Below are 22,481 nucleotides of genomic sequence, written 5' to 3' on the forward strand. Positions count from 1 at the left end.
CCCAATCCATAATATCAGGCCACCCTCTGTTAATATTAGTTAAGTTTTGAAACAAGGAATTGAAAACACCGCCGCAATCCATTATATTACGTATAGTACAGTACAATAAAAATGTATTAACATATAAATTCATGGGTGAAAAGGCGGTGAGGTGGTAATGAAGGAAAAGGAAAACAGGCATAAACCGATGCACAAACAAATTGAAGAAGATTTATTGGAAAAAATTACTTCCGGATTCTATAAGGAAAATGAATTAATACCAAAAGAAGTTGAGTTAGCGGAATATTATCAGGTCAGCCGGCCAACGGTGCGTCATGCCATCCAAAGCCTGGTAAATGAGGGGTATCTCGAAAGAAAAAAAAGAAAAGGTACGATTGTTAGAAAAAGGAAAATTGACCAGGAATTTACTCATATAATTGAAAGCTACGATTCCGAAATGAGCCGAAAAGGGCTGCTGCCAAAGACCCGTGTGCTGACTTTTAAAAAAGACACGGCATCCGAAGAAATTGCTGAAAATCTCGGTGTTCAAACTGGAGATGAAGTATATAAACTTGTTCGTTTAAGATATGCGGGGGAAGATCCCGTTGTCCTTGTTACGACTTACCTACCCCAATATTTATTGCCTGATTTTCTGAAGCATGACTTTTCAAAACAGCGATTGTACGGTGTGCTGGCGGAAAGAGGGCTGCAGGTGAATGCAGTCAAAAGAAAATTGGATGTGATTAAAGCGGACGAAACAACAAGTGATTTGCTGGATATTGTAATTAATGACCCTATTTTTTATTTTCACACAATTGGCTACACCGGGGATCGCATTCCAATCGAATATTCGATTTCAAAGTACCGGGGAGATTTGAATTCCTTTGTATTTGAAGTCAACAATGTAAAAAATATAGGCATGGGCTTCTAAGCCCTGTCACGCCCAAAACCAAGCCCCCCGCAACTTTGTTTGCAGGGGGCATGCTGGTTAAATTTCGATATTTCTTTTTCCTTCCAGTTCAAGCCGGTTTTTAATGACTTCGATAATTTGGATGCCTGCACTGCAGCCAATACGATCAGCACCGTTTTTAATCATACTGATAAAGGTGTCCGCATCCCGGATTCCTCCGGCTGCTTTTACTTTTACTTCAGAGCCGACAATGCTTTTCATCAATTTTACGTCTTCCATGGTTGCCCCGCCTGCCCCAAATCCTGTAGAGGTCTTGATAAAATCAGGTTTTACTTCTTTTGCAATCTCCGCCAACTTTGAAATTTCTTCTTTTGTTAAATAGCAATTCTCAAAAATGACTTTGGACAACACATGGCTTTCGCGGCAAACCGATACAATTTGTTCCATTTCCGATTTAATATAGTCGTAGTTTTTCGCCTTTAATTCGGTAATGTTGATCACATAATCAATCTCGTCTGCTCCATTTGCAATTGCGTCTTTTGTTTCAAATAATTTTGAAGCGATCGAAGTTTGCCCAAGCGGAAAACTAATCGCTGCTCCAACATGGATATCAGTGCCTTTTAGAAGATCAGCGCATAATTTTGTTTGTGTCTGATTAATTGCCACCATTTTAAAATGATAGGTTTTTGCCTCGTCACATAGTTTTTGTATATCTTCTCTCGTTGCATATGGCTTGAGATTTGTATGGTCTACCAGTCTACATAAGTCATCCAATGAATATGTCGTCATGACGTCTCCTCCATTTATGTTATTACATATAATATAAAACCAGAGAATTATAAAGTCAACTATGTGAACAAAAAAATCCACTAAAAAGTTATTGTATAAGTATTGACAACGATTACATAAGCAATTATAATTGGAGATATCAAGTAAACAATATTCATTACATATTAAAAAATAAATTATAATATGTAATAATTTTTAATATGGATGAGTAAATAAGTAAAAGGAGACCGCTAAATGAAAATCGTATTGACTTCCCATGGCAATTTTTGTACAGGATTACTGGAAAGCTGCAAAATGATTGCAGGTGAAACGGTGGATAAAATCAGGACGGTGAAAATGGATGATGTTGGCATTGGGAAATTTTCTAAAGAGCTGAATGACCTTCTGGATGAACTGATAAAAGAGGATAAAGTTTTGGTACTATGCGATTTAAAGGGTGGAACTCCATATAACGAAAGTTTTAACTACTTTCTTCGACATCCGGAAGATGTCAGAGTGGTATGCGGCATGAATTTGCCGATGGTGATTGAAACGGTATTACAACTTGATGCAGGACATGACTTAAGCAAGTTGGCAGGTATTGCAGTTAATGCGGGGAGAAACGCGGTGGAGATGGCGGTAGCAGATAATAACAATGATGATGATGGCGAATTAGATTTTTAACTATAAATCTTTTACTTTATTGAAGGAGGAGCAAGAATCATGGCAATTACATTAGTGAGAGTTGATGATAGAGTAATCCACGGACAAACAACAACAAGATGGTCAAAGGCCAGTTCTGAAGAGTAAATTCATCAATTTTTAGATGTTTTATGATAAAATGACTTATCCACATTTAGAAAATTTTTCCATCTATTTTTTCTGCTTTCAAAGTCAAAAAGAGCCGAATTTGCAAATTTCTTTTTTAAAATTGTGGATAACTTCAAAAAAACCTTTTTTTACATCACATCCTTTGCTATAATATAACCATTAAGTAAACCTTACTTGTATTGGCTTACTTAAATGGGTGAAATCCTCGTCTGTTAAAATGCGTGTCCGAAACGCTTCCAACAGATTTGAGGATTTTTCTTTTGCCGTTTTTTTGAGTGCTTTTAAGATTGACGAACCTTTTTCAAACAGCTGTCTAATAATATCTGTTATTTGAACTAATAAATAATGATTTTTCATGGCTGTGTAGTTTTGGCTATTGGCATGTTCTATATTGTAACGATTATTTTTTTGTTCGTTAAATCCTTGATTTTCAATCTTCCAGCGGCTTCTTCCTGCAGCGATGAGTCGTTCCACGTTCTTTTTCGTGATTTTAATATCCGTTATAAATACATACTCTTTCGATTTCCCATCCTCTGTTTTCATTGTGGCCTCCATCAGATTGACCGTTCTGTCTTTGTAGGCAATATCATTCACCCAAACTAATGAATTCTGATCCTTACTTTGTTCCAGCTCTTTTATTGCCTTAAACTCCGTCGAGATACTTTTAATTCTCCCTTCCTTAAATCTGCATATATATTTCCATTTGTGCGCCCTGCACAGATTAAATACCGTTTCACATGCATAGAGACTATCTCCCAAGATACAAATCGGTAGTCTTTTAAATATTTTTTTTATTTTCTTTGCCAGCCTGTCGAAGGCTTTTAATTCACAATCTTGCTTAGAAACATTTTCTGATTCATTTTCGATAAATTCGGAGGCAATACTGAAGACCATATCCCCCACGACAAGCTTGGCTTCAAGTACATGGTGCATATAAAGTACGTTCGTTTCTCCTGTTTCTTTATTTGTATATGCCCGTCTCAGGCAGTGTTTACAATGTTTCTCATGAAAGGTGTGTAATCCAGTTCCATCAATGATGACACCCCAGTACTTTCCTTCAATTCGATAAGACTCGAGAGACCTTTTTTTCAATAATTCTTTAATCATATACGTTCTAATTTTTTCTAATTCATTTACATCTAAGCCAGATAAAAAGTCGTTAATTGTATCATAATGTGGAAGTTCTTCAAGAGAATCTAAGCCTAACACCTTCCCTACATTTTTAATACATTCTTCTTTATTAAAACTCTCACTCATGTTTCTCATGGATTTTAGGCCGGTCATATTTTTCAACATCATCGTAAATAAAAGGACCTCTGGACCATAAGTGATATAGCTTTGATGTCGGTGGTCTGCTACCTTTTTTAGGTTATTCATCAGGTCTTTGAAAAAATGCTTCTGAATTTTAAGGAACTCGAAAAAATAATTTGCTTCTTTTTCACGATTTCTTTTTTCTTTTCTAGTAACCAAAATAAAAACCCCCTCAAAACAGCGAAGTTTAATTAGGGCTTGCTGAACGAATCGAATATTAGCTTGTATCCGATTTGTCAGTAAGCAATGCCAAAATATTCGTCCAGTAAGCTCTAATTATTTAAATTATTACATATTTAGCCGCATTTTTGGGAGGTATATTTAAATTATCACGAAAAATTTTTACTCCTCAGAGCTGGTCAAAGGCACGCCCTGTATATGGCATATTGGCGGTAGGCGATGATATCGCAAATGATCCTTTACGCAAAAAAGTTCTAAAAGCAGCAGCTGCTAATCTGAAACTAGGCGTTTATACAGTGGACCAAGCACCTGAGAAAATTGCAAAGGCAATGGCGGCGGATAAAAATTATTTTTTGATCAGCAACTCACCACAAACGATGGCAAAGCTGGTTGAAAAGGGCGTGGATTTCGGAAAAGAGTTAAATATAGGACCGATGAATACAAGGGAAGGGGCAAAAGTATTGGGCCGGACCGTTGCCATTGATGAGAAAGACTATGAGGCATTTGAATATCTGGAAAGCAAAGGAATTAATGTGACATTTCAATTGCTTCCGGATGACGATCCGAAACCGTGGAAAGTTATGAAGAAAAAATATGATTCTATGTAGAATATAACTATTAAATAAAAATAGAATAGGAGGAGAAATAATGGATGGTAGTCTTCTCGTTGCCGCTTTATTAACCGGTATATTCTGCTATCTTGGTGCAATTGAGACCCCTTGGCTATTTGGTATGACCGGCGGCTTCTATATTGTTGGAAGACCGCTGGTTGCGGGGTTGTTAACTGGTATTGCTTTTGGCGATATCCAGGCCGGTGTTTTGTGTGGGTTGGCGGTACAGGCTGTGTTTATCGCCAACTTATCTACAGGCGGCGCGACAAACAGTGAGATCACCTATGCATCTTATGGTGGTATCGGCCTTGCGATGGCAACCACGAAAGATCCTGCGGTTGCTGTTACTTTGTCGATTTTAATTGGACAAACATTTGGCCTTATTTTCTATAACACAAGAATGGCACTATATTCATTTTGGAACAACCGAGCACAAAAAGCTGCCGAGAATTTGGATGAGCAGGGGATTATCAACAATCATTTGATCTTTCCACAGATTACCACCTTTATATTACGGGCAATACCGGTATTTTTAGCAGTATATTTTGGCAAAGGATTAGTAGATTGGTTGCTTGCTAATGTTCCAAAAACCATTACGGATATCATCTCCGTTTTAGGCGGCGTCCTCCCAGCATTGGGGATTGCCATGCTGATGAATATTGTCATTAAGGAAAAAGCACATTTTATTTTCTTCTTTGTCGGTTTCGTTTTAATGGCTTTTGCCGGTTTGAAAATGCTTGCGCTTGTTTTTATCGCTGCACTTGTGGCATACATTTATTACATTGCCACCGGAAAATCTGCAGCACCGGCTGCTATCGGGCCTGAAGTAAAAGATGATGATGTATTTGAGGATGAAGATCTCTTCTAAAATTCAGAAAGAGGTGAAAAAAATGACAGGTGAAGAAACGAAGAGCAGACTGACGAAGAAAGAGTTACGAAAAATCTGGATGCGTTGGGGTTTTACCCACTTGTCCTCCATGAGCTATGAAAAATTGCAAGCGCATGCATGGGCATATGCCTACATCCCTTTTGTAGAAAAATATTATAAAAATGATCCGGAAAAAAAGCGTGCCCTTCTTGTCAGACACTCGCAATTTTATAATACCGAACCGCAAACAGGTCAATTGATTAATGGGATTGTTACTTCAATGGAAGAAGAAATTGCATTGGGCCATGATGTACCTGAAGAAATGCCAGTCACCATTAAAACAACGCTGATGGGTCCGATTGCAGGAATAGGAGACTCTATTATCCAAGGAATTATTATTCCAATTTTATTATCGATTGCAATGGGAATTGCAGAAGGCGGGAACGCAATCGGTCCGCTATTTTACATTTGTGCTTACGGCATAATTGGGCCGTTGATATCCTATTTGGCTTTTACAAATGGCTATAAACTAGGCGTAAATGCAATTGATACGATTGTCGGCGAAAATGCCAAACGGATTACAGATGCATTTAACGTTTTAGGGATCATGGTTGTAGGCGGATTATCAGCATCCATGATTGTATTAAATACACCCCTTAAAATACCGATGGGGTCAAAAAGCCGGGCATTGCAGGAAGTTTTAGACGGAATTTTCCCTCACCTGTTGCCGCTGGCGATGGTGCTGTTGGCATGGTGGTTAATTTCTTCTAAACAAATGACCGCAACGAAAGTCATCTTAATTTTAACAGCGATTACCACAGTAGGCGTTTTAATCGGCTTATTTTAAAAATTTATCCATATAGGCTCATTCACTCAATCCGGAGATGAGCCTTTTTCGATAAAAAAGGAGAAGGAGTATAAATGCTCATACTTGAACCCATTTCAAAAAGGCGAATTTGGGGAACCGCAAAACTTCATGAATATAGCGGGGACAAAGAAATTGATAAAATTGGTTCCGTTTATACGATCAGTGCCACCCAAGAAATTAGCAGTCCGGTCAAATATGGAAGCACTCTAGGGAAAGACTTATATTCCTTAACCATGAACCATCCTTCTTTATTTGGACTGCAAGTTGGTGAACCGTATCCGATTATTGTTTCCATGACAGCAGCCGGGGATGATTTAAGCATTCAGGTACACCCGACAGATGATTACGCCAGGAAAAATGAGCATGCTATTAGTGGAAAAAGTGAATCATGGTATTTTATAGAGGGGCCGGAATCAGGATGGATTTATGCAGGATCTAAATTAGAGGATAAAGGCTTAATCGCCGAAAAAATGCGTGAAGGTAAATTCCGAGAAGTGGTGGATATCTTTGAGGTCAACCAGCATGATTTAGTCTTTATTCCTGCCGGGACACTGCACGCCTTAACAAAAGGTTCACTCGTATATGAAATTCAACAGTCAACTGATTTGACATATCGGTTTTATGACTATGACAGAATTGACCGTGACGGGAAGAAAAGGGAGCTCCATTTGGAAAAAGCAATTAGCACTTTGCAACCGGCCCAAACTCCTAAAAAAACAGACTTTCCAATGGATCAACTAAGAGTAGAGACGCCTTACTCTATTTTCCGTACTCATTTAATGGATAAATATACGAACACCTCAACGATTGCACAAGCAGTTACAGTGATCTCTGGCACTTTAGTAGTTGAAGGAGAACGGGTTGAAAAAGGAACAAGCTTATTGGTTTTGCCTTGTGAAACGGTTTTAATTCAACAAAGCGCAGAAGTAATCATCGCAACGCCAAATACGTATTGGAGATAAAAGGACAAAGGCGAAGTCTGAAAACCTTAAATTGGGATAGGAAGAATTGCAAATGAATTTGCCAGCCAGTTCAATACCGACCTTACGAAATATATCGAGTAGCTTCTCATACAAAAGAGCAGGCGACATAAACATAATTTGCAAATAAATACTGCGTTGATCTTGCATTTTCAAATGTTTCCGAATTACTGCACTACCCGCAAGTAGACGTGGCCTATATCGCCACATCACATAACACGCATTACGGGGTCATCATGGAAAGCCTGAAAGCGGACAAAAATGTGATTTGCGAAAAATCAACTACGATCAGTAAAAAGCAATTAGACGCTTATGCCGCTTTTGCGGCACCATCAGAAGAATAAAAATGGTTGGGGGGGAGGGAGGTCGCTTCTCTATAGTACTGTGAGCCCGTAAATTAGACAGATCACAGCGACCAGGTGCACCACAGATTGTTGCTCCTTTTTTGGAAGTACGGAGGATAGATTAACCAAGATGGTTGCTGCACCAGCTCGTTAATCTAAACAGCCGTAGGTATGGACGTTGTTTACAGTCATTGTTGTGGACTCGATGTTTATAAAAAGAATGTTGTAGCCTGTATGATTACACCAAAAGGCAAAGAGATTCAAACATTTTCAATGATGACGGACGATATTCTCAACCTCGTGGATTGGATCGAAGCCAAAAGATGTACAGTCGTTGCTATGGAGACCCGCGGATCCTTATTGGAAACCAATTTACAATCTGTTTGGATTGGAATAGGGTTAAAGCAATGGTTATCAGTGCCCATAAGAGATTCTTGCGATGTTAACATTTTTTCTTTCGGTATAAGCAAAATATCCCTAAAAAAATAATAGTATCAGATAAATATACGTCTTCACTATAAAGCAGACTTTGTATATCTAGAACCATACTGTTATCAGATAGATATATATAAAATAGAAAGCACACCCTAAAAAGGCGCACGAATCCAATTACCCACAAGCGCTTTTTAAAATACTTTCCTGAATGTTGAAAGGCTAAGAAACAAAGCTCCTCATTTTTCACCCTGGTTTTCTTTGATCATGCCTAAGGACAGGGCTAACATGACACAGAGTGCCAGCCCACAACCAGCTTCATTTTTATTAGTGTATTTCGACGGTATAACGGTTGATTTCCTAAAGCCCAGCTCAAATACGGGATGAATGAAGTGGAAAGTACTTATACTTACTTTGATGCCATGTTATAAACAGTTCAATCCCTCCAGTTGATAAAGGCTCCCGCCTCTTATATTCAAACGCCCAGTTCGGATTGGTTCAAGCAGTCTATCTACACTCTCGGATCAAGGTCTTTGTATAAATAAACATTTGTCAAAGGTAGGTTCGACAAAATCACATTTATGGATCATTGAATGCGTTGTCACTCCAACCTATAATAAAGATAAAGGATCTCCTTTCAAAATGAATTTGTGTAAACGTAAACAAACAGCGCGCTGAATGTTGAATCTCTAATCTTTAAATATAATTTATAGCGGAAATTTTTGATAAATATGTAATTGTGGGAGGTATTATAATGAGCGAAGGCAAAAGTATTAAAGTAGCCGTCCAAAAGCTGGGAAACTCTCTTAGCACGATGGTATTGCCAAATATCGGGGCATTCATTGCCTGGGGTCTTATTACAGCTATATTTCTTTATCCAAGTGGGTGGATTCCTAATAAAACCTTAAATGAGTTGATCAGCCCGACCGTTACTTATCTTCTTCCGATTTTAATCGGCTATTCAGGTGGTAAATTGATTTATGAACACCGTGGCGGTGTTGTAGGTGCGATTGCAACAATGGGTGTTATTATTGGGACAGACATTCCAATGTTCTTGGGCGCGATGATTATGGGGCCGCTTGGAGGCTGGATCATCAAAAAATTTGATAAGATGATCGAAGGCAAAGTTAAAGCCGGTTTTGAAATGTTAATTGATAACTTTTCAGCTGGTATACTTGGAGGAGCTCTAGCTGTTCTTGCTTTCTTAGGAGTCGGTCCTCTCGTTGATGAAATTTCGAAAGCGTTGGCAGCAGGCGTTGAGTGGTTGATCCATACCGGTATTCTGCCACTTGTCAGCATTTTTATCGAACCTGCTAAAATTCTTTTCCTAAACAATGCAATAAACCATGGGGTATTGACTCCACTTGGAATTGAACAAGTAAAAGAGACTGGAAAATCGATCCTGTTCTTACTGGAAGCAAATCCTGGTCCAGGGATGGGCGTACTACTGGCTTATTGCTTATTTGGTAAAGGCACGGCAAAACGTTCTGCGCCTGGTGCAGCTATTATCCACTTCTTTGGCGGGATTCATGAAATATACTTTCCTTATATCTTAATGAAACCGTTGCTATTTTTCTCTGTTATTTTGGGTGGTGCAAGTGGTGTCCTGACTTTGGTAACTTTACACGGCGGTTTGGTTGCGCCTGCATCTCCTGGATCCATTATTTCGATTCTGGCGGTTACACCGCATGCATTAGGGAATTATATCGCTAATATTGCAGATGTACTTGTTGCGATGGTTGTTTCCTTTGTAGTATCTTTCTTCATTTTGAAAACGGATAAGAGCACAGATGAAGATTTGGAAAAAGCAACTGAAAAAATGGAAAGCATGAAAGGTAAAAAAAGCCGAGCTGCTTCCTTATTATCAAATAATCAAGGTGAATTGAATCCAAGTGAAGTAAAGAAGATTGTATTTGCTTGTGATGCAGGTATGGGTTCAAGCGCAATGGGGGCTTCTCTCTTAAGAAAAATGGTTAAAAAAGAAGGGCTTCCGATTACAGTTACCAATACTGCAATCCGTAATCTACCGAAAGATATGCAAATTGTTATCACACAAAGAGAATTAACAAGCCGTGCGAAACAACAAGCGCCAAATGCTTACCATGTTTCTGTGGACAATTTCCTCGACAATTCACAATATGAGCGTCTGATTGAACAACTGAAAGGTAATGGTGGCAATGTCACGCAGCAGGATCAAACCCAAGTGCCGGAAGTTGAGGAAAATTCAAATAATGAAATTTTGCCTCCAAAAAATGTATTTTTAAATCAATCGTTTAAAAACAAAGAAGAAGCAATACGTTTTGCCGGACGTGTCTTGGTAGATAATGGATATGTAACGGAATCATATATTGATGCGATGATTCAACGTGAACAACTTACATCTACTTATATCGGTAATGAGATTGCTATTCCGCATGGGACAGATGAAGCAAAAGAGGCAATTTTGAAATCTGGGATTACAGTTATCCAAGTTCCGGAGGGAATTGATTTTGATGGGAATACGGTCCGCATGGTCATAGGCATTGCCGGAAAGAATGGTGAGCATTTAGGTATTCTGTCGAAAATAGCAGAGACATGCTCCGATTTAGAAACAGTTAAAAAAATGACTGAAGCAAAAACGGTCGATGAATTGTTAAGCTATTTTGGCAGCATTACTGAACAACCTGTTAATTCATAATCATATAAAAAGGGCTGTTCCACGAAAAAAGAAATGGGCTGATCAGATGTTTATTCGAAACAGGGAAAAAAACATACTGGAACTGCTCCTAAAAATGAGTGGGACCCACACAGTTTCTTCGCTTGCAGGTACACTTCATGTAAGCGAACGAACTGTGAACAGGGACATGAGAAACATAGAAAAGATTTTATCAGAATATAACTTGAAAATTTCAAGGAATAAAGATAACTTCTTATACATTAAAGGAAAAAATGAGGATATCTTCAAACTTTCCCAAAGTCTGTCAAGAATGCGTCCATTAGATTTTTCGGTTGATCAACGAAAATTAATAGTCCTAATAAAACTGTTGCAAGCGAAAGAACCGATAAAACAGCATGCATTGATTTCAGACCTTGATATTTCCGCAGCGACAATTGCCTCTTATCTGGATGATTTGCAGGCATTTGTGAAAGGATTCGGCCTTATGCTGATTCGGAAACGTAATTTTGGTATACAGCTTTCAGGCAATGAAGCTTCGAAAAGAAAGGCTTTGGGAAAGTTTTTTATCCAGCATTTTCACGAAGAGCTGATAGAAGCCCTATTTCAGCTAGATCACCACAGATTTAGGTATACGGACAGCTTATTTCTTCATTATTTTGAACCAGCGTATTTAAATGTAGTTCAAAATGCTGTCAATACAGAGCTGGAAGAAAAGAAAATTGATCTGGCAGATAGTGATTATATGGCTTTTATTTTACAAGTTTATATCACTTATCAAAGATACAGTAAGGGTTACAGATTGCAGGACGTAGACCATCATAGCGATCTTGAGGAAAGTGATATTGCGTTTGTTCAGTCAGTTTGCCACAGAATTGAAAATGAAATAAAAAACGAGATTTCAGAACTTGAAAAGCAGTATTTAGCGGAGTATTTTAAGGGTTCAAAAGTGCAAAGCGCCGAGTCAGTGTATGACGACAATGTGATCACAAGTAGGAATATTAAACATTTGATCGAATTGGTTTCACAAAAAATTAACGTTGATTTGACTTCTGATTTTTCGCTTTTTCAAGGCCTGCTAGCCCATTTAAAGCCTTCAATTTTCAGAATCAGAAAAAATATTGGGTCGTATAATCCTTTGACAGAACAAATTAAACAGCAATATCCGAAATTATTCAAAGTCATTACAGACGTTACACAGAGGGTATTTAAGGATTTGTCTTTTCCAGACGATGAAATCGCCTATATTGTTCTGCATTTCGGTGCATCCTTGGAACAAAGACAGTCAAATATTAATCTGCATGCGTTAGTCGTCTGTCCGACTGGAATCGGTGCATCTAAAATGCTTGAAACTCGGCTGCGCAAAGAGATACCATGCATCACGAATATTGAAATTTCATCCATAAAAGAAATGAAGACAAAGGATCTTGATCAATATGATTTGGTATTTTCAACCGTAAGGCTTCCGTGGGCAAAACATACGTACATTTATGTCAATCCCCTATTGAGTAAAGAAGATGTGAAAAATATTGAGGGGTACATTAATAGCTATATTCACTCAGACCAGAAAGATTTTAGAGAAAAAAACGTAAAACCCATTGAAACTGACTTTTTGTCTGGACCCAAAACATTGGATAATCTAATGGATGACATGAAATATATGTATTCGAGCATATCAACCTTATTGAGGAATCTTAAAGTCTATACCGGTTTAAACGGAGAAGATTATCGGGGTATTATTCGTTTGATGGTTGAATCCTGCTTTCAGCAAGATATCATAAAAAATGTTGATTCGATATATAGGCGGCTGCTGGAACGCGAAAAAATTGCTGGCCTCGGAATTCCGGGAACAAATATGGCTCTCTTTCATTGCCAGGATCAAGGTGTGAAGAAACTGGCTTTTCAGTTGGGGCATTTAGATACGCCCTTCATTTTAAGGGGAATGGATGAAAAACCAATGAGTGTACGCAATATCCTTCTCCTTTTAGCGCCAGAAGAATTAACACCGATCCAAAGAGAGATCATGAGCCTTGTGAGCTCAACGATCATTGAGGACAATAAAAGCATCTTGATTTTTTCATCTGCCAATGAACATTTAATTCGCGAAAAACTGGAAAAATCTTTTTACCAGTTTATAAAAAATAAAATTCTAGAGGAATGATGATCATGAAACAAGCAGTCCATTTTGGAGCAGGAAACATTGGGAGAGGTTTTATCGGTGCACTATTTTCACAATCAGGATATCATGTTACGTTTGTAGATGTGGCTGACCAGATTATCCAGGAATTGAACAGTAAGAAGTCATATGATGTTTATATGGCTGCAGAGCATCAAGAAGTTCAACATATTACAAACGTATCCGGTATTAATAGTAAAACTGATCCTGAGGCTGTTGTAGAAGCAATTGAAAAAGCAACTTATGTGACCACTGCAGTCGGCGTCAGCATTCTACCAGGAATTGCTCCTTTAATTGCAAAAGGGATTACCAGCAGATTAGAGAAAACAGATGAAAAACTGTATGTCATTGCCTGTGAAAACCAAATCTCGGCAACTGATATATTGAAAGAGCATGTTGTAAAACTGTTAGATCCAGATACACGTACTAAAATGGAAAATCAGGTCATTTTTATGAATTGTGCGGTCGATCGTATTGTTCCTGCCCAGCATAATGAAAAATTACTGGATGTTTTGGTTGAACCTTACTTTGAATGGGTGGTTGAAACGAAAGACAGCATTCCTGAAGTAACAGGTATGAAGATTGTGTCTGATATTCAGCCTTATATTGAACGGAAATTATTTACGGTCAATACTGGGCATGCTGTCACTGCTTATATCGGCTATGCAGAAGGAAAAGAAACAATCGATCAAGCATTGGAAGATACGGAAATCTATCAGAAAGTGAAAGCAACAGTTGAAGAAACCGGCAATTATTTGATTAAACGGTATGGTTTAAATCCATCGGAACACCAGCAATATATTGAAAAGATTCTGGGACGTTTCCAAAATAAGTATTTTAAAGATGATGTGAGAAGGGTCGGGCGCTCCCCAATCCGCAAACTGGGTCCTGAAGACCGTTTGGTAAGGCCGGCAAGAGAAGCACAAAAATTAGGACTGCCGTTTACGCATCTTGCCCAGGCCATCGCCTACTGCTTAAAATTTGACGTCGATACTGATCCAGAAGCGGTCGAACTGCAAAAGCAGCTGAAAGAAAAAGGATTGCAGGCAGTTCTTCAGGATATTTGTAAATTGGATCATGAAAATCCAATTGCAGAAGAAGTTACCCGCTTTTATAAAAAATGAGCCGGCACCTGCTGTTTCGTGTTGGTATCTGGACAATAAGGCATCAAGGCTATCTGCTGGAAAGTAGGGATGCATCCAGTTCATTTTCAGTTTCAATTCAATTGTCAACTTAAACTTAGGCTGGATCCAATTCGGGTCCAGTTTTTCTTGGTTCATTAATATAGGTAATACCAAATCCGTGACGAAAATCTAACAATCGTGGTAATAGGTAGTTTTCCCAAGAGAAGGTATCTAGAGGTGTCTGAGTATTCGATAAATTTACTTTTGCTGCTTTGATGGGTAAATATTCCCTAATTCATGTATTTGTGGGTATACTAAGTAAACGTTATGATTTAATTTTTAAAGTTTTCTGCTTTGTTTCGGCTTTTCTATTACCATGGTTGTCTAGAAAAGGCATTGTATAAGCGAGCAAAAGCCGGCAGCCCATTTGTTGGTCCCAGTAACTTTCAATTTCCATTGCCGGCCCTGGTAAACCAGCTTAGAAGCCATCGTGATCATATTCTGTATGATGTTTAGATATATGGTCAATATTATAGAAGATAACTCAATCAAATCCATTTTTGAAGATCTATTAAAACCTTCTCAAATCAAAAACAGCGAATCAACATATTCTTAGAAAATGAAGGGCTTCCTGTTCCCATTGGATTTTACTGAGTCCATCCTGTTGAAAAACAGAGGTTGTTCAAAGATATATTTTGATTGAATCATTTATATATTACGACTTTGTGTTGTTGTGTTGCAGCACCGCATTACCTGTATCAGTTAGAAAAGACTTAAATACTCAACTTGAAAATGAAAAAACATGCCTACGATATTGTGCCAGACCTAAGCCAAGTGATTAGAATCCTTGAAAAAGAAAGGTCTGTGGATATTGGTTAAACTTCCAAGGGTACTGCGAACATGCTCAAGGACGCGAAAAACATAAAGACTCCATCATCCCGCATGGCAAGCACCCAAAAACATCTAGGCCGGCCCAAACCTTTTGGGCCGGCCTTTTCCTTACGCAAAGGCCTTTTCGAGCCTGTTTAAGCCTTCCATCAAAATTTTTCGTGGGCAGGCGATATTCATGCGGATAAAGCCTTCTCCACCGGGGCCGAATTTGCTGCCGATTTCGACACCGAGCTTTGCTTTTTTCCATAAACGGTCTTTCAATGCTTCTTCTCCCAGGCCGTATGCGCGGCAGTCGAGCCACATTAAATACGTACCTTCTGTTTCCATCACCCGGATTTCCGGCAGGCGTTCCGCGATGAACCGTGCCGCTGTATCAATATTTTCCTTCAAGTAAACAAGGAGCGCATCCAGCCATTCGCTGCCGTGCCGGTATGCTGCTTCCATGCCGACAATGCCAAATGTATTCAAGGCAGATGTCCCGTTTACCGCCTGCACATCTTTGAACTTTTTGCGCAGTTCCGGGTTCGGAATGATGACGGCAGAAGCTTTGATCCCGGCTAGATTAAACGTTTTTGTCGGCGCAATGCAGGTGATGGTCATATCGCGGTACTTGTCCCCGAGCGAAGCAACCGGCACATGGGTATGCGGCGGGTATACAAGGTCGGAGTGGATTTCATCGGACAAAAACAAACAGTTATACTGCGCGCAAAGATCCGCCATTTTCATAAGCTCGTCTTTCGTCCAGACGCGCCCGCCCGGATTATGCGGATTGCAGCCTAAAAACAGCTTTGCCCCTTCTTTCAGCCGCGCTTCAACCTGCTCCCAGTCGATTTCAAACCGGTTTTCCACAAGCTTCAGCTGCGCGTTTGCGACAACGCGACCGTTTTTTTCAACCATATGGAAAAACGGATGGTACACCGGAGACATCAGCAGTACTTTATCGCCCGGTTCGGTAAATGCTTGAATGGCTGTGCTGATTGCCGGCACAATGCCGGTGCAGTACGCGATCCACGCCGGGTGGATGTCCCAGTTATGGCGCTTTTTCAGCCATGCCCGAATCGCTTCTGCAGTGGAATCCGGCACAAACGCATATCCGAGAATTTCGTGTTCAACCCGCTTTTTAATCGCTTCCGCCACTTCATGCGGCGGGTTGAAATCCATATCGGCCACCCACATCGGGAGCACATCTTCTTCCCCGAAGACCTGTTTGACCTGCTCCCATTTAACAGAAGCGGTATTTTTTCTCTCAATGACTGTATCAAAATCAAACAAAACCATCACCACCCTGATATTGATCTTCTTCCCATTTTACCACACAAAAGCAGATGAATATTCATTTTCAGATGGAAGGGCTATAATGAAAAACAAGTATTCCAATTGGGAGGAGTGTCCTTTATGTCGTATTATGAAAAAGATATGCTGCAACATCTATCGAAATTAAAAGACCTTGCGCCGGAACAGGCGGCTGCTTTTGACCGCCTCAATGCCGAAGTGTTTAAAGACGGTGCCGTTTCTGCCCGGGACAAAGAAATCATCGCCGTCGCCGTGGCCCATGCGACAAAATGCCCGTATTGCCTCGACATTCATACGAAAAAAGCAAAAGCAGCGGGTGTCAGTCTCGAAGAACTTACAGAAGCGGCGTTTGTGGCAGCGGCACTGGAAGCAGGCGGCGCGGTGGCCCACAGTGTCCATATGCAGCTTGCCCTGATTGAAGATGCCAGTGATACGATTTACAAAAAATCCAATATGAAAAAACTTGCCAACATGAACCATCTTGCCAAAGACGGTTTCGCGGCCTACAATGCGTTCGGTGCTGCTGCCATGAAAGCCGGCAAACTGCCCGCACTTGTCAAAGAACTGGCTGCTGTTGCAGTCGCCCATATTACCGAGTGCCCGTATTGCATTGATTTTCATTCCAAACAGGCGCAAAAAGCGGGCGCAACGGAAGAACAACTTGCGGAAGTCATCCTTGTTGCGGGCGCGCTTGCAGCAGGCGGCGCCTACACGCATATCGCGAATATGATTGACAGCTACGAAAGCTAACCCGGGCGGTGCAAAGAAAGAACAGCTTGAGCGCAGGATCGTTGTTGACATGCTTTAAGCAGGCGGCGCCTACACGCATATCACGAATAGGATTAACAGCTTTGAAAGCTGACCCGGTTGGTGGAAGAACAGCTTTTGAACGCAGGATTTTTAGCAGACGGCGTCTCCATTGCCGATAAAAACAGATTAGAATTGTGCACGAAAAACCGGCTTGCGGGGGCTGGCCTCGTTGCCGGTGCGCTTGTTCTCTATATGATATTGAAAGTTTGCGAAAATCCGTTTCCGGCGAAAAGGGCAGCAGGGGAGTTTCAATCTTGCTGCCCTATTTTTTAATGAAAAATTCCAAAAATATACATAGACAAGACCGGAAAAATTTGTGATAGTAAGGATATGAATTTTTTTACAAAACAGGAGTGGACAAAATGAGAGCAATTTTGACAGTAATCGGCAAAGATCAGGTTGGCATCATTGCCGGTGTCAGCACACAGCTGGCAGAATTAAAGATTAATATTCTCGATGTCAGCCAGACCATCATGAGCGGTTATTTCACGATGATGATGATGCTCGATTTGTCGAATGCTGAAGCGAATTTTGATGAAATCAAACAAGCCCTTGCGAAAAAAGGCGAAGCACTGCAAGTCCAAATCAAAATTCAGCGCGAAGAAATTTTCCAATCGATGCACAGCTTGTAAAAACGGGGGACAACCATGGAAACGAAACAAATACTTGAAACCATCCGGATGATTGAAGAAGAAAAACTCGATATCCGCACCATCACAATGGGCATTTCGCTCCTCGACTGCATTGACGCGGACGGGGAAAAGGCGCGCCGGAAGATTTATGATAAAATAACGCGATTGGCAGAAAACCTTGTCCAAACCGGGGAAGAGATTGAATCGGAATACGGTATCCCGATCATTAACAAACGCATCTCGGTCACGCCGATTTCCCTCATCGCCGGGGCAACGGACGAAAAAGATTACATCGCTTTTGCCAAAACCCTTGATGCGGCTGCGAAAAAAGTCGGCGTTCACTTTATCGGCGGCTTTTCGGCGCTGGTGCAAAAAGGCTGCCACAAAGGCGATAAAATATTGATCGATTCGATTCCGCGGGCATTGGCGGAAACCGAACGGGTCTGCGCTTCTGTCAATGTCGGATCGACACGTTCCGGCATTAACATGAATGCGGTCCGTGATATGGGTGTGATCATTAAAAAGACGGCCGGGCTGACCGCGGATACGCAAGGGCTCGGCTGTGCAAAACTCGTTGTGTTCGCGAATGCGGTGGAGGACAATCCGTTTATGGCCGGCGCGTTCCACGGGGTCGGTGAAGCGGATGTCGTCATCAATGTCGGCGTCAGCGGCCCGGGTGTGGTGAAACGCGCCCTTGAAAAAGTGAAAGGCGAACCGTTTGATGTCGTTGCGGAGACGGTAAAGAAAACGGCATTTAAAATTACGCGGATGGGCCAGCTCGTCGGCATGGAAGCATCCAAACGGCTTGGCGTTCCGTTCGGTATTGTCGACTTGTCGCTTGCCCCGACACCGGCTGTTGGCGACTCTGTAGCCCATATTTTGGAGGAAATGGGCCTTGAATCCGTGGGTACGCACGGAACAACGGCGGCGCTCGCTTTGCTGAATGATGCCGTGAAAAAAGGCGGTGTCATGGCATGCGGCCATGTTGGCGGCTTAAGCGGCGCATTCATCCCGGTTTCTGAAGACGCCGGCATGATTGATGCGGTCAACCGCGGGTCCTTGAATCTCGAAAAACTGGAGGCGATGACCGCGATCTGCTCCGTCGGCCTTGACATGATTGCAATTCCGGGCGATGTTCCGGCAGAAACGATTTCAGCAATGATCGCGGACGAAGCTGCAATTGGCGTCATTAACAATAAAACGACAGCGGTCCGCATCATTCCGGCACCGGGCACAAAGGTTGGCGATACGATCGAATTTGGCGGCCTGCTCGGACATGCGCCGGTGATGGGCGTCCATTCCTTTTCATCAGCGGACTTCATTGCCCGCGGCGGCAGAATCCCGGCCCCGATTCACTCATTTAAAAACTGAGCTCTTGAAAAAGAGCTCTTTTTCATATGCTGCGGTACAAAACCGGGAGGAGTCGGAAAAAATTTCCGTTCATTTTTGATTGACAGCTCCTCTCACTTTGTTATAATGAAATCAAATGGTATCGGTTTCATTTTAAAGATGGATGGTAAACAACATGAGGGGAAAAGAAGCGAAAGTCACGATTTACGATGTGGCAAAAAAAGCTGGCGTGTCGAAATCGACCGTTTCGAGATATTTAGGCGGCCGGTTTCATGAATTGTCACCGAAAACCCAGCAAAAAATCAAGCAGGTGATCGATGAACTCCAATACCGCCCGAATAATTTGGCGAGAGGGCTAAAAAGCAGCCGCAGCTACTTGATTGGCGCGCTGGTTGCGGATATTACCAACCCGTATACAACGGCGATTTTAAGGGGGGCTGAGGATGTCTGCAAGCAGCATGGCTACAGTTTGCTGATTTGCAATTCTGATAACCGTCCGGCGAAAGAACGCGAGTATATCTCCATGCTGCAGTCCCACAAGATTGACGGGCTGCTTATTCAAACAACGGGAGGAAACAGCGATTTCTTGGAAACCTTGTCGGAAAACGGCAAAACCCCGATTGTCCTGGTTGACCGTAAAATTCCTGAGCTGCCGTTTGATACCGTTGAAATTGATAACCGCGGGGCCGTGATGCAGGCCGTGTCCTATCTGATAAAGAAAAATTATAAAAGAATCGGCTATTTTACAGAGCCGGTTGCACATTTCAGCCCGCGGCACGAACGGTATACAGGATTTCAGGAGGCTTTACGGCTGGTTAGCCCCAGTCACCCGAGCCTGGAAGACTTGTTTGAAGTGGATCTCAGGGACGAAAGCCAATTGGAGAAAAAGCTCAATACGTTTTTGTCCCGCACCAGCAAAGAACCAAGAGCCATCATTGCCGGAAACAGTGTCATCGCGTTAAAAATCATTATCAAACTGAAAGAGCAGGGCTATAAAATTCCTGACGATACCGGTTTTCTGAGCTTTGACAATCCGGAGTGGGCAGCCGCCGTATTTTCAGGCATTACCACCATTGAACAGCCGACTTATCAAATTGGCAAAACGGTAATGGAACTCATTTTAAAACGGCTGGCGGACAACGAATCGCCGGTTCAGACGATCTCTTACCAGACGCGTTTGATTGAAAGGGAATCTGCCCCGGGGAGATAACTTCCCCCTAAGGAAAAATGAGATCGGTTTCACCGAAAGAGGCGACGATACAGGCTGAAATCCTGCGTCAAAGGATCAGCTCGCAGGATTGAAAAGATGTCAACATGGGATTGGTCAAGACAAAAGTGGCAGCTTTCCCCTTTAATGGTACCGGTCCCATCAAAAAGAAAAAGAGCTTCTGGAAGCATCCAAAACAGGAAAAACGATAGATAGAGTAAACGGGAAAAACCAAAAAAACATCCCAACATCGTACTGCTCATGGAAATTTTGCAAACTATATAAAATGAACTTAAGTTTTTACATCTAGCCCGAGCATCCATTTGTTTGAGCACTACTTTTTGCGGTAGGCAAGAGAGCAGCAATATTTTGTTCATTTTATATATATAAGTTGTACTTAAGTTCCCAAGCACCAATTTGCACGATGACTATTTTTTACAGCAGGCAACAGAGCTGCGATATTTTATTCAATTTATAAAATACAGATCCGGCATTTGAAAAAATGGTACCGGTCCCAAGAAATCCGGTTCCAACACACAAGAAAAGAGGAAACACCAATGGCCCATTTATTTGTCACCATGAATGCATTTCAGGATACTGCCATTTTATCTTACCCGGTGTTATTCGCCGCCATCCGCAAGGCCGGAAGTGACGGGGTGGAAATCCGGCGGGAGCTGCTTGAAGACCCGGCTTCTCTTTTACCCGCGGTGAAAGGCATGCTCGATAAGGCGGGGCTGATCCCTTACTATTCCTGCCCGGTTTCTCTATTTGGAGAGGATCACCAAATTATCGATGTGGCGCCTTATAGGCAGGAGGCTGTGGAGCTCGGGGCAAAACTCATCAAATTTTCATTGGGCAACTACCGGGAGGGCCTATCCGATATGGATGCGCTTGCCAAGGCTGCCGCCCGCTTTTCGGATGCCGGCATTCTGGTGACCATTGAGAATGATCAAACCGCCCTCGGGGGAAAAACAGAGCGGCTCGCGCCATTTTTTGCAGCATGCCGCAGCAAGGCTATTCCGATCCGTTTTACCTGTGATATCGGCAACTGGGCTTATACAGGGGAAGATGCTGAAGAGGCCGCTGCCGCTTTAAAAAACGAGGTAGTATACATTCACGTGAAAGAAGTGGTGGAAACGGCATCCGGTTATGCAACGATCCCAATTGGCCAAAACGGCAGGCAAAAATGGAAACGGTTGCTGTATCTGTTGCCAAAAGAAGCCGCGATTGCGTTGGAATTTCCGATTACAAGCGATTTGAAAGATTATATCGAACTGCTGAAAGAAGAGGTGTTCGTAAATGAAAGTGTATGATGTGCTGACATTCGGAGAAGCGATGGGCATGTTTATTGCGGAAGAACCCGGACAGCTCGCCTCGGTCCGGCATTTTACAAAAGAACTGGCAGGGGCGGAAACAAATGTGGCAATCGGACTTTCTCGCCTCGGGTACCGGGTACTGTGGCTGAGCAAAGTCGGAACAGACCCGCTTGGCGATTATATCATCCAGGAACTGCAGCGTGAAAAAGTGGATACTTCCTTGATTAAAAGAGACGAAGAAAACTTGACGGGATTTCAATTGAAAGAAAAAGTATCGGAAGGCGATCCGGGTGTTTATTACTACCGTAAAAACTCCGCCGCAAGCCTGATGGGGATCAAAGATTTTCCTGAACTCGGGGAAATTCATGCCAAACATTATCACTTAACGGGCATCCCGCTCGGACTCTCCCCGTGCGTACGGGAATTGACCGAAGCTTTCATACAAAAAGCCAAAAAAGAAGGCAGTATCGTTTCGTTTGATCCGAATTTGCGCCCTTCCATGTGGAAAGACGAAAAAACGATGGCGGAAACGATTCAAAGATACGCCTGCCAGGCCGATATTGTTTTTCCCGGTATCAAAGAAGGAAAAATTTTGACCGGCTATCAAGCACCTGAAGATATCGCGAACGATTATCTCGAACGCGGTGCCAAAATGGTGTTTGTCAAACTCGGGGCAAAAGGCGCCTATGTGGCAACGGAAAAGAAAGCGCATACCGTTCCAGGCTTCCCGGTTACCAAAGTGGTGGATACGGTCGGTGCCGGAGACGGATTTGCCGCCGGTGTATTAAGCGGCCTGTTCGACGGTTTAACAGCATTTGAAGCAGCGGAAAGAGGGAATGCAATCGGCGCTTTACAAACCATGTCTTCCGGGGATAAAAACGGGCTTCCGACCCGGGAAGAACTGTTGGCATTTATGAACGGGCATTCGGTGAAAAACGGTTAAACCC

General features: G+C 41.8%; 20 protein-coding genes and 2 pseudogenes. 19 read left to right on the top strand and 3 right to left on the bottom strand.

The features are described from left to right. Positions 1–157: 157 nt before the first annotated feature. Entirely contained in the window at positions 158–910 is a 753-nt protein-coding gene (locus NSU00_RS01790) for a GntR family transcriptional regulator (RefSeq protein WP_340703298.1), read from the top strand. 57 nt (positions 911–967) lie between these two features. Here NSU00_RS01790 and deoC read toward each other — a convergent pair whose 3' ends face one another. Further along, a complete protein-coding gene (deoC, locus tag NSU00_RS01795) occupies positions 968–1,678 on the bottom strand; it encodes a deoxyribose-phosphate aldolase (protein ID WP_340703299.1) in 711 nt (236 codons plus the stop codon). Between the two features lie 234 nt (positions 1,679–1,912). On the opposite strand from deoC, the gene NSU00_RS01800 reads away from it, so the two are divergent. Further along, entirely contained in the window at positions 1,913–2,341 is a 429-nt protein-coding gene (locus NSU00_RS01800; protein ID WP_340703300.1) for a PTS sugar transporter subunit IIA, read from the top strand. Positions 2,342–2,380: 39 nt separating this feature from the next. Then, positions 2,381–2,467: a PTS sugar transporter subunit IIB gene (locus NSU00_RS16010; RefSeq protein WP_445684496.1), complete on the top strand. Its 87-nt coding sequence runs from the start codon at positions 2,381–2,383 to the stop codon at positions 2,465–2,467. A 180-nt stretch (positions 2,468–2,647) separates the two neighbouring features. Here NSU00_RS16010 and NSU00_RS01805 read toward each other — a convergent pair whose 3' ends face one another. After that, positions 2,648–3,958 carry a transposase family protein gene (locus NSU00_RS01805; protein WP_340703301.1) on the bottom strand — a complete coding sequence of 437 codons (1,311 nt, stop codon included), beginning with the start codon at positions 3,956–3,958 and terminating at the stop codon, positions 2,648–2,650. Between the two features lie 149 nt (positions 3,959–4,107). On the opposite strand from NSU00_RS01805, the gene NSU00_RS01810 reads away from it, so the two are divergent. From NSU00_RS01810 to NSU00_RS01850, 9 genes and pseudogenes are all read left to right on the top strand, one after another. Beyond that, positions 4,108–4,587 (top strand): PTS system mannose/fructose/N-acetylgalactosamine-transporter subunit IIB, encoded by a 480-nt coding sequence (locus NSU00_RS01810; protein WP_340703302.1) that lies wholly within the window; start codon positions 4,108–4,110, stop codon positions 4,585–4,587. A gap of 40 nt (positions 4,588–4,627) precedes the next feature. Next, a complete protein-coding gene (locus NSU00_RS01815; protein ID WP_340703303.1) occupies positions 4,628–5,458 on the top strand; it encodes a PTS mannose/fructose/sorbose/N-acetylgalactosamine transporter subunit IIC in 831 nt (276 codons plus the stop codon). A 22-nt stretch (positions 5,459–5,480) separates the two neighbouring features. Beyond that, positions 5,481–6,305, top strand: a complete 825-nt coding sequence (locus tag NSU00_RS01820) for a PTS system mannose/fructose/sorbose family transporter subunit IID (RefSeq protein ID WP_340703304.1) — start codon at positions 5,481–5,483, stop codon at positions 6,303–6,305. 74 nt (positions 6,306–6,379) lie between these two features. Next, positions 6,380–7,288: a class I mannose-6-phosphate isomerase gene (locus NSU00_RS01825; protein ID WP_340703305.1), complete on the top strand. Its 909-nt coding sequence runs from the start codon at positions 6,380–6,382 to the stop codon at positions 7,286–7,288. Between the two features lie 149 nt (positions 7,289–7,437). Next, positions 7,438–7,650 (top strand): annotated as a pseudogene (locus tag NSU00_RS01830) (Gfo/Idh/MocA family oxidoreductase); the annotation flags it as partial. 171 nt (positions 7,651–7,821) lie between these two features. Next, a pseudogene (locus tag NSU00_RS01835) lies at positions 7,822–8,044 on the top strand (IS110 family transposase); the annotation flags it as partial. A gap of 792 nt (positions 8,045–8,836) precedes the next feature. Next, positions 8,837–10,759, top strand: a complete 1,923-nt coding sequence (locus NSU00_RS01840) for a PTS mannitol transporter subunit IICBA (protein ID WP_035182661.1) — start codon at positions 8,837–8,839, stop codon at positions 10,757–10,759. A gap of 46 nt (positions 10,760–10,805) precedes the next feature. Next, on the top strand, positions 10,806–12,896 hold the full coding sequence (locus NSU00_RS01845; RefSeq protein WP_340703902.1) for a BglG family transcription antiterminator: 2,091 nt from the start codon (positions 10,806–10,808) through the stop codon (positions 12,894–12,896). 5 nt (positions 12,897–12,901) lie between these two features. Beyond that, a complete protein-coding gene (locus NSU00_RS01850; RefSeq protein WP_035182663.1) occupies positions 12,902–14,035 on the top strand; it encodes a mannitol-1-phosphate 5-dehydrogenase in 1,134 nt (377 codons plus the stop codon). Positions 14,036–15,034: 999 nt separating this feature from the next. On the opposite strand, the gene NSU00_RS01855 is transcribed toward NSU00_RS01850, so the two are convergent. Continuing rightward, positions 15,035–16,204 (bottom strand): MalY/PatB family protein, encoded by a 1,170-nt coding sequence (locus NSU00_RS01855; RefSeq protein WP_340703306.1) that lies wholly within the window; start codon positions 16,202–16,204, stop codon positions 15,035–15,037. A gap of 117 nt (positions 16,205–16,321) precedes the next feature. On the opposite strand from NSU00_RS01855, the gene NSU00_RS01860 reads away from it, so the two are divergent. From NSU00_RS01860 to NSU00_RS01890, 7 genes are all read left to right on the top strand, one after another. Further along, positions 16,322–16,969: a carboxymuconolactone decarboxylase family protein gene (locus NSU00_RS01860; protein WP_340703307.1), complete on the top strand. Its 648-nt coding sequence runs from the start codon at positions 16,322–16,324 to the stop codon at positions 16,967–16,969. A 135-nt stretch (positions 16,970–17,104) separates the two neighbouring features. Beyond that, on the top strand, positions 17,105–17,302 hold the full coding sequence (locus NSU00_RS01865) for a hypothetical protein (RefSeq protein ID WP_142010221.1): 198 nt from the start codon (positions 17,105–17,107) through the stop codon (positions 17,300–17,302). A gap of 89 nt (positions 17,303–17,391) precedes the next feature. Next, the gene (locus tag NSU00_RS01870) at positions 17,392–17,661 is read left to right on the top strand and encodes an ACT domain-containing protein (protein ID WP_013858224.1); all 270 of its coding nucleotides are present in this window, start codon (positions 17,392–17,394) and stop codon (positions 17,659–17,661) included. Between the two features lie 15 nt (positions 17,662–17,676). Then, the gene (locus NSU00_RS01875; protein ID WP_340703308.1) at positions 17,677–19,032 is read left to right on the top strand and encodes a PFL family protein; all 1,356 of its coding nucleotides are present in this window, start codon (positions 17,677–17,679) and stop codon (positions 19,030–19,032) included. A gap of 154 nt (positions 19,033–19,186) precedes the next feature. After that, complete coding sequence (locus tag NSU00_RS01880) at positions 19,187–20,221, top strand: LacI family DNA-binding transcriptional regulator (protein ID WP_026684599.1); 1,035 nt, start codon at positions 19,187–19,189, stop codon at positions 20,219–20,221. Positions 20,222–20,775: 554 nt separating this feature from the next. Continuing rightward, positions 20,776–21,531, top strand: a complete 756-nt coding sequence (locus tag NSU00_RS01885) for a sugar phosphate isomerase/epimerase family protein (RefSeq protein WP_326244234.1) — start codon at positions 20,776–20,778, stop codon at positions 21,529–21,531. Next, complete coding sequence (locus NSU00_RS01890; RefSeq protein WP_340703309.1) at positions 21,518–22,477, top strand: sugar kinase; 960 nt, start codon at positions 21,518–21,520, stop codon at positions 22,475–22,477. The genes NSU00_RS01885 and NSU00_RS01890 overlap by 14 nt, the downstream gene beginning before the upstream one ends. Positions 22,478–22,481: the final 4 nt, after the last annotated feature.

This window comes from Weizmannia sp. FSL W8-0401, from assembly GCF_038009125.1.
Classification (GTDB): Bacteria; Bacillota; Bacilli; order Bacillales; family Bacillaceae_C; genus Weizmannia; species Weizmannia coagulans.